We start from the raw sequence: 8,172 nt of genomic DNA, 5'->3' as shown, positions 1-8,172 counted from the left end.
ACCCGCGATGATCACGCGGGCAGTGATGACAGCGGCTTCGAGTTCCACCTGACCCGCGAAGGCGGGCACAGCCATCGGCGCATCATCCACGCCGCCGACGCCACCGGTGCCGCGATCTTCAAGACCGGCAACTGAGCGACCAGCACCGCCTGATCGCCGACGTGGTGGCCTTCAAGGGCCCGCACATCAATCACCTGACCCCGCGCACCCTGGATATCGACCAGGTCCAGGCCGCCATGCCCGGCAAAGGCATCACCCCCAAGGCGGTGATCGAAGGCCCGCCGCGTCGCGACTGCCCGATCCTGCTGCGCCAGACCAGCTTCAAGGCCCTCGACGAAACCATCGCCTTCACTGACGCCCAAGGCAGCCACAGCGCGCGCTTCGGCGAAATCGAACAACGCGGCGTCGCCCTCACGCCCAAGGGCCGCACGCTGTACGACCAACTGCTGAACGCCGCCCGCGACGCACTCGGCGCCTTCCCCAACGAGGCCAATGCCGCGCGTTACATGCAATTGATGGAACAGCACTTCCAGGCCTTCCCGGATGACCACACGCAGATGCGCGAACAAGGCCTGGCCTACTTCCGCTACTTCGCCACCGACAAAGGCCTGGCGGCACGCGGCCAAGCCGACCAACCGCGCACGCTGGACGCACTGATCGCCGCCGGTCACGTGGACGTCGAGCCGCTGGTGTATGAGGACTTTCTGCCGGTCAGTGCGGCGGGGATTTTCCAGTCGAACCTGGGGGATGCGGCGCAAAGTCACTACGCGGCCAATTCGAACCAGGCCGAATTCGAACAGGCGCTGGGCCGCAAGACGATTGATGAATTGACGCTGTATGCCGAGACGCAGCAGCGCTCGATGGACGAATGCACTCACGCGCTACTGGCCTGAAACAAGCTGCCCACCCGGTTCATCAGCGCAATCCTCGCGCCCAATAAGCCCCCAGAGCGGGGTGGGCGGCGGGGATCATAAGTATCGGCGGGGATGATGTCTTTCAGTCAAATCTGAAAAAATGTGCAAGGGAGCGACTGATGCGCTCCCTCAGTAGTGAATGGATCGCCCGTTTTACTGCAGCAAATCCTTGATCTCATCTTTAACCAACAAGCGTTTTTCCTTTAACTTCTTCAACTCCTCATCGCTGCCGGCCGCCTTTTCAGCGCTCACCACCAATTCGTCGACGGTGTTGTATTTCTCAAACAGCGCGTTCAGACGAGGATTTTTCGCCCGGTGCCCATCGACTTCGTCCTTGCTCAAACCCAAGTCCTGATACAGGTCGTGTTTCACTGGCATGGCCTACCTCCGCAAGTTGATCAATGACTACGCCCTTGAAGCTAGCCCATTCCAAGGGGTCTTGTCATGTTTGCGGGCAAACCCGTCCCGTTCGTCGCCACACCGGCGACGGGATCAAACCTTTGCCGCGCCCTGCCCTCAACTGTAAATCGCCACCCGAGGGAGACCGGTTTTATGAATCACGCTGCCACCGCTGTCGACACCCAGTGCATCAACACCCTGCGCACCCTGGCCATGGATGCCGTGCAAAAGGCCAATTCCGGCCACCCCGGCACGCCCATGGGCCTGGCGCCGGTGGGGTATACGCTGTGGAGTCGCTTCCTGCGTTATCACCCGGAACATCCCGATTGGCCCAACCGTGACCGCTTTGTATTGTCGGTGGGGCATGCGTCGATGCTGCTGTATTCGTTGCTGCACCTGGCCGGCGTGGTCGAGATCGATGCCCAGGGCAAGCGCTCGGGGCAGCCGGCGATCAGCCTGGACGATATCAAGCAGTTCCGGCAGATGGGTTCCAAGACCCCGGGCCATCCCGAGTACCGCATGACCACCGGCGTGGAAACCACCACCGGGCCCCTCGGCCAGGGCTGTGCCAACAGCGTCGGCATGGCCATGGCCGGGCGCTGGCTGGGCGAGCGCTTCAACCGCGACGGCCAGGTGCTGTTCGACTACAACGTCTACACCCTGTGCGGTGACGGCGACATGATGGAAGGCGTCAGCAGCGAAGCCGCCTCCCTGGCCGGGCATTTGCGGCTGGCTAACCTGTGCTGGATCTATGACAACAACACCATCAGCATCGAGGGCCACACCGAGCTGGCGTTCAGCGAGGACGTGATCCAGCGCTTCCAGGCCTATGGCTGGCACACCTTGCACGTGACCGACGCCAACGACCTGCACGCCTTGAGCACGGCACTGGAGACCTTCCAGCGCAACACCGGCGCGCCGACCCTGATCGTGGTCGACAGCGTGATCGGCTACGGCTCGCCGCACAAACACAACACCGCTGCCGCCCATGGCGAGCCGTTGGGCGCGGAAGAAATTCGCCTGACCAAGGCCGCATATGGCTGGCCGCAAGATTCCAGCTTCCTGGTGCCCGAGGAAGCGCGCACGGTATTGCGTGACGCGTTGCGCGAGCGTGCCGAGCCGTTGCATCGGCAGTGGCAGCAAACCCTGTCTTGCCTCGACCCGCAACTGGCCGACGAGCTGCAACGCATGCGCGCCGGGAAGATGCCCGAGCAATGGCAGGCTGAACTGCCCAGCTTTGACCGCGACGCCAAGGGCGTGGCCAGCCGTGCAGCCGGCGGCGAAGTGCTGAATGCCTTCGCGCGGCAAATCCCTTGGCTGCTGGGCGGTTCGGCGGATCTGTCGCCGTCGACCAAGACCAACCTGACCTTCGACGGCGCCGGGCGTTTCAGTGCCGATGACTACAGCGGGCGCAACCTGCACTTCGGCGTCCGCGAACACGCCATGGGCGCGATTGCCAATGGCATGGCGTTGTCTTACTTACGGCCCTATACCTCGACGTTCCTGGTGTTCAGCGACTACATGAAACCGCCGATCCGCCTCGCGGCAATCATGGAATTGCCGGTGGTGTTCGTGTTTACCCACGACTCGATTGGCGTCGGCGAGGACGGCCCGACGCACCAGCCGATCGAGCACCTGACCCAATTGCGCGCCACGCCGGGGTTACTGACCCTGCGTCCGGGCGACGCGAATGAAACCCTGGAACTGTGGAAGGTCGCCCTGGCCCAGACCCATCGGCCAAGCTGCATGGTGTTGTCGCGTCAACCGCTGCCAACCCTGGACCGCACGCAGTACGCCGCCGCAGCCGGTGCCGCCAAGGGTGCTTATGTGCTGGCCGGCGCCGCACACCCCAAGGTCATCCTGCTGGCAACCGGCAGTGAAGTCAGCCTGGCGGTGGCGGCGTATGAACAGCTCAAAGGCGAAGGCATTCCCGCGCAAGTGGTCTCGATGCCCAGTTGGGAGCTGTTCGAAGAGCAGCCCCAGGCCTACCGCGACAGCGTACTGCCGCCAGCGGTAACCGCGCGGGTGGTGGTGGAACAGGCCGGCCCGTTGGGTTGGGACCGCTATGTCGGGCAGACCGGCGCCAAAGTGGTGATGAACAGCTTTGGCGCGTCGGCGCCGCTGGCCAAGCTGCAGGAGAAGTACGGGTTTACTGTGGAGAATGTGGTGAAGCTGGCCAAGCAACAGATCCAACTGCAGGGACATTGATCGCAAATGTGTGTGGGGCAGATACAGATACGGTGACTGATGCACCGCCATCGGGGGCAAGCCCCCTCCCACATTGACCGCATTCCCTTGTGTGATCGGCGGGGTTACTGGCAGATGATCGTCAGGGGCAACATCCTGGTGCTGGCGGTGAGCCACACTCTCACGAACACCGCCTAACCCCTGTGGGAGGGGGCTTGCCCCCGATGACGGTGTATCAGTCACAGTAAGCTGTGCCTGATACACCCTTCGCACCGCCCCTCCCACAGTTGATCTCCTTCGATGCTCAGATCAGCTCTCGAGCAAGGAACGGCGCGGTGCGGCTTTTCTTGCTCTTCGCCACCTGTTGCGGCGTGCCGCTGGCAACCACCTTGCCGCCCAGATCCCCAGCGCCCGGCCCGATATCGATCACCCAGTCACTCTGGGCCACCACGCGCATTTCATGCTCCACCACAACCACCGTATGCCCCGCGTCGACCAGATGATTCAGCTGACTAAGCAAGCGGTCCACATCCCGTGGGTGCAAGCCGGTGGTCGGTTCGTCCAGCACATACAAGGTGGCGCCCCGGGCATTGCGCTGCAGCTCGGTGGCCAGCTTGATGCGTTGTGCTTCGCCCCCGGACAGTTCCGTCGCCGGTTGGCCGAGGCGCAGATAACCCAGGCCGATATCGCGCAGCACGAGCAGCGAACGCAGCACCCCTGGCTGCTCGGCAAACACCGCCACCGCCTGCTCGACGGTCAAGCCGAGCACTTGGGCAATGTTCAAGCCTTGCCATTGGATCGCCAGGGTCTCGGGGTTGTAGCGCGCGCCGTGGCAGGTCGGGCACGGCGCATACACGCTGGGCATGAACAGCAACTCAACGCTGACGAACCCTTCGCCTTCACAGTTCGCGCAGCGGCCCTTGGCGACGTTGAACGAGAACTGCCCCGCATCGTAATCACGCAGCTTCGCGCCCGGCGTGGCAGCGAACAGTTTGCGCACGTTGTCGAACAGCCCGGTGTAGGTCGCCAGGTTGGAGCGCGGGGTGCGGCCAATGGGTTTCTGGTCCACCTGCACCAGCCGGCGAATCTGCTCCAGCCCGGCGCTGATACGCCCGCCGCTGGTTGGCGGGGTGTCATCTTCCAGGCTCGGCTCATCGTCGCTTTCCAGCACGCGGCCGAGGCCACTGCCCACCAATTCCAGCAGCGCCTGGCTGACCAGGCTGGATTTGCCCGAGCCGGAAATACCGGTCACCGCCGTGAAGCAACCCAGCGGAAAATCGACACTCACCGCCTTGAGGTTATTGCGCGTCACACCCTCCAGGCTCAGCCAACCGGTCGGTTCCCGGCGCCGAGGATTCGCCGGGCGCCGTTCGGCAAACAGATACTCACGGGTCTGCGACGCTTCAACCTGCGCCAAGCCCGCCGGCGGCCCGCTGTATAGCACTTGCCCGCCGTGTTCTCCGGCCGCCGGGCCGACGTCGATCAGCCAGTCGGCGCGGCGCATGGTTTCCAGGTCGTGTTCCACCACAAACAGCGAATTGCCGGCGGCTTTCAAACGCGCCAGCGCAGTGAACAGCGCCTCGCCATCCGCCGGGTGCAACCCCGCCGACGGTTCATCCAGCACATAGATCACGCCGAACAACTGCGAACCCAATTGCGTGGCCAGGCGCAAGCGCTGCAACTCGCCGGACGACAACGTCGGCGTGCTGCGCTCCAGGGACAGGTAGCCCAGGCCCAACTCGGTCAAGGTGCTGACCCGCTCGAGCAAATCCTCGGCGATGCGTTGGGCGGCCAAGCGTTTTTCCACCGACAGCGTCATCGTGTCCTGCCCCGCCGCCACCGGCCGCAGCAGCTCGGCCAACTGGGTCAGCGACAGTTGCGACAGCTCGCCAATGTCCACCCCGGCGAACTTCACCGACAACGCCGCCTGAGTCAGCCGCTTGCCGGCGCACACCGGGCAGGCGCTGCCCTGCATGAACTGCGCGACACGCTTTTTCATCAGCGCACTTTGGGTGTGGCTGAAGGTGTGCAGGATATAGCGCCGCGCGCCGCTGAACGTACCCTGGTAGCTCGGCTCCAACTTGCGCTTCAACGCCTCGCGGGTCTGTTGCGGGGTGAAGCCGGCGTACACCGGCACGGTCGGGGTTTCTTCGGTGAACAGAATCCAGTCGCGCTGCTTTTTCGGCAGGTCGCGCCACGGGATGTCGACGTCATAGCCCAGGGTCACCAGAATGTCGCGTAGGTTCTGGCCCTGCCACGCCAAAGGCCAGGACGCCACTGCGCGCTGGCGGATGGTCAGCGAGGGATCGGGCACCATCAGCGCCTCGGTCACTTCATACACGCGGCCCAGGCCGTGGCATTGCGGGCAGGCGCCCTGGGGCAGGTTTGGCGAAAAGTCCTCGGCATACAGCATCGCCTGCCCCGGCGGATAACTGCCGGCGCGCGAATACAGCATGCGGATCAGACTGGACAACGTGGTCACACTGCCCACCGACGAACGCGCACTCGGCGTGCCGCGCTGTTGTTGCAGGGCCACGGCGGGCGGCAGGCCTTCGATGGAATCCACATCGGGCACGCCGACCTGATCGATCAGGCGCCGCGCATAAGGCGCCACCGATTCGAAATAGCGCCGCTGGGCCTCGGCATACACCGTGGAAAAGGCCAGGGACGACTTGCCGGAACCCGACACGCCGGTAAATACCACCAAGGCATCCCGTGGGATATCCACATCGACGTTACGCAGGTTATGTTCGCGAGCGCCGCGAACCCGGACGAACCCAAGCTGTTGGGCAGTGATCTGAGGGATGTTGCGCGATGAAGTCATGGTCAACCTTGTGGCGCGGTGAGCACGCTGCGCACCCGTTGCGTCAGCGCTTCGGGGCTATAGGGCTTGCTCAGCAGATGAATGTCGGGGCTCAGCAGGTGAGTGCCGGACAGGATGTCGCGGGTATGGCCCGAGGTGAACAACACCGGCACCGGGGGCAACTGTGCGCGGGCCCACTCGGCCAGGTCGATACTCTTGATCCGCCCGGGCATCACCACGTCGGTGAAAATCAGGTCGGGCCGCACACCGCCCTGCAAGGCCTGCATCGCCCGGTCGCCGTCCTCGGCGGTCAGCACGGTGTAGCCGGCCTGTTTCAGCAGTTCCACCACGGTCACCCGCACGTCTTCGTTGTCCTCGACCACCAGGATGGTTTCCTGGCCCATGGCATGTGGCACAGGCTCGACGTGGGGCTCGGGGGTTTCTTCAGCCAAGCTGCGCGGGAAATACATTTGCACCACGGTGCCCTTGCCTTCCTCGCTCCACACCTCGACATGCCCGCCGCTTTGCCGCACGAAACCAAACACCATGCTCAGGCCCAGGCCGGTGCCGTGGCCGTCACGCTTGGTGGTGAAGAACGGCTCGAATACCCGCGCCAGGATTGCCGCCGGCATGCCCACGCCGATATCGGTGACGGCCAGACGCACATACTCGCCGGGCTGCAGACTTTTACCGATGCAATCTCGCGGCTTGAGGATGATATTTTCGCCCGTGATGCGAATCACGCCCTCGCCTTTCATGGCGTCCCGCGCATTGATTGCCAGGTTGAGCAGTGCGTTTTCCAACTGGTTGCGGTCGACATGGATGCACCAGCAATCCTGGGGCAGTTGCACCTCGATCTGCATGGTTTCACCCAGCGCACGTTGCAGCAGTTCACCGAGGCCGGCGTAGATGCGCTGCGGGTTGTAGACCGCCGGTGAGAGCGGTTGGCGGCGCGCGAAAGCCAGCAGTTGCGAGGACAGCTTGGCACCGCGCTCCACCGCCGCGATGGCGGCACTGACACGCCGCTGTACCTGGGGGTTATCCGGCTCATGACGGGCCAGCAGGTACAGATTGCCGGCGATCACTTGCAGCAGATTATTGAAGTCGTGGGCCACGCCGCCGGTCAGCCCGCCGATGGCTTCGAGCTTTTGCGACTGGCGCAACTGCTCCTCGGCGGCGGAGCGCGCCTGCACTTCGGCCGCTACGCGCTGTTCCAGGTTATGGGTCAGTTCCTCGCGCAAGCGTTCGGAAATCACATAGGCAGTGGTCTCCACCACAATCGCCAACACCCCGGCCGGTTGTTGGTCATCGCCGGCGACGGGGCTGTAGTAGAGGTCCAGCCACACGTCTTCCGGCTTGCCGTTGCGCAACAGCACCAGGTCCTTGTTGTGATAGGACAGGGTGCCGCCCGCCAGGCAGGTATCCACCACATACCGGTTGAAATCGGCCACTTCCGGCCAGCCCAACTCCACCGGCGTGCCCAGCAGATACGGGTGACGGCCCCCGGCAAACGCCGAGTAGCTGTCGTTGTAGATCATGTAACCCGCCCGCCCCCAGAGCATCACCATGGGCACGGGCGATGCCAGCAGCATCTGCACGGTACAGGCCAGGCTGGTGGACCAGCGATCAATCGGCCCGAGGTCGGTGTTCGACCAGTCGAAGTCGCAGATTCGCTGGGCCATTTCACCGCCCCAACCGTCGCAGCCATGGGTATTGGATAAAAAACGCATCGGTGGGCTCTTGGCCTGGAAGGCGTTGGACTGGCGGGTGGCGGTCTGTTGCAACTGGTTGATGCGCTGCAATGACGACTGCAACTCGCCGGCAAACCCCGTGGCGGGGGCGAAACGTTGCGTGCCGGTGCCTTCGGCC

4 protein-coding genes and 2 pseudogenes are annotated in these 8,172 nt (G+C 63.8%); 3 read left to right on the top strand and 3 right to left on the bottom strand.

Translation table 11 applies throughout. The annotated features are described in order from the left end of the window. Positions 1-126, top strand: a pseudogene (locus tag L9Z73_RS31590) (hypothetical protein); the annotation flags it as partial. Continuing rightward, a pseudogene (locus tag L9Z73_RS20700) lies at positions 120-893 on the top strand (VOC family protein); the annotation flags it as partial. The pseudogenes L9Z73_RS31590 and L9Z73_RS20700, both read left to right, overlap by 7 nt. 174 nt (positions 894-1,067) lie before the next feature. On the opposite strand, the gene L9Z73_RS20695 reads toward L9Z73_RS20700, so the two are convergent. Further along, entirely contained in the window at positions 1,068-1,292 is a 225-nt protein-coding gene (locus tag L9Z73_RS20695; protein ID WP_247404817.1) for a DUF465 domain-containing protein, read from the bottom strand. A gap of 174 nt (positions 1,293-1,466) precedes the next feature. Here L9Z73_RS20695 and tkt point away from each other — a divergent pair, with 174 nt between their 5' ends. After that, the gene (gene tkt / locus L9Z73_RS20690; protein ID WP_247404814.1) at positions 1,467-3,521 is read left to right on the top strand and encodes a transketolase; all 2,055 of its coding nucleotides are present in this window, start codon (positions 1,467-1,469) and stop codon (positions 3,519-3,521) included. Between the two features lie 283 nt (positions 3,522-3,804). Here the strand turns inward: tkt and uvrA are convergent, their stop codons facing one another. Both uvrA and L9Z73_RS20680 read right to left on the bottom strand, forming a co-directional pair. Continuing rightward, positions 3,805-6,324, bottom strand: a complete 2,520-nt coding sequence (gene uvrA, locus L9Z73_RS20685) for an excinuclease ABC subunit UvrA (protein ID WP_247404811.1) — start codon at positions 6,322-6,324, stop codon at positions 3,805-3,807. 2 nt (positions 6,325-6,326) lie between these two features. Then, positions 6,327-8,033, bottom strand: a complete 1,707-nt coding sequence (locus tag L9Z73_RS20680) for an ATP-binding protein (RefSeq protein WP_247404820.1) — start codon at positions 8,031-8,033, stop codon at positions 6,327-6,329. Positions 8,034-8,172: the final 139 nt, after the last annotated feature.

It is taken from the genome of Pseudomonas emilianonis (assembly GCF_023072625.1).
In the GTDB taxonomy this organism is placed as follows: domain Bacteria; phylum Pseudomonadota; class Gammaproteobacteria; order Pseudomonadales; family Pseudomonadaceae; genus Aquipseudomonas; species Aquipseudomonas paraveronii.
Note: the sequence above shows the minus strand (reverse complement) of the source record. Positions and strands in the feature narration are given on the sequence as shown.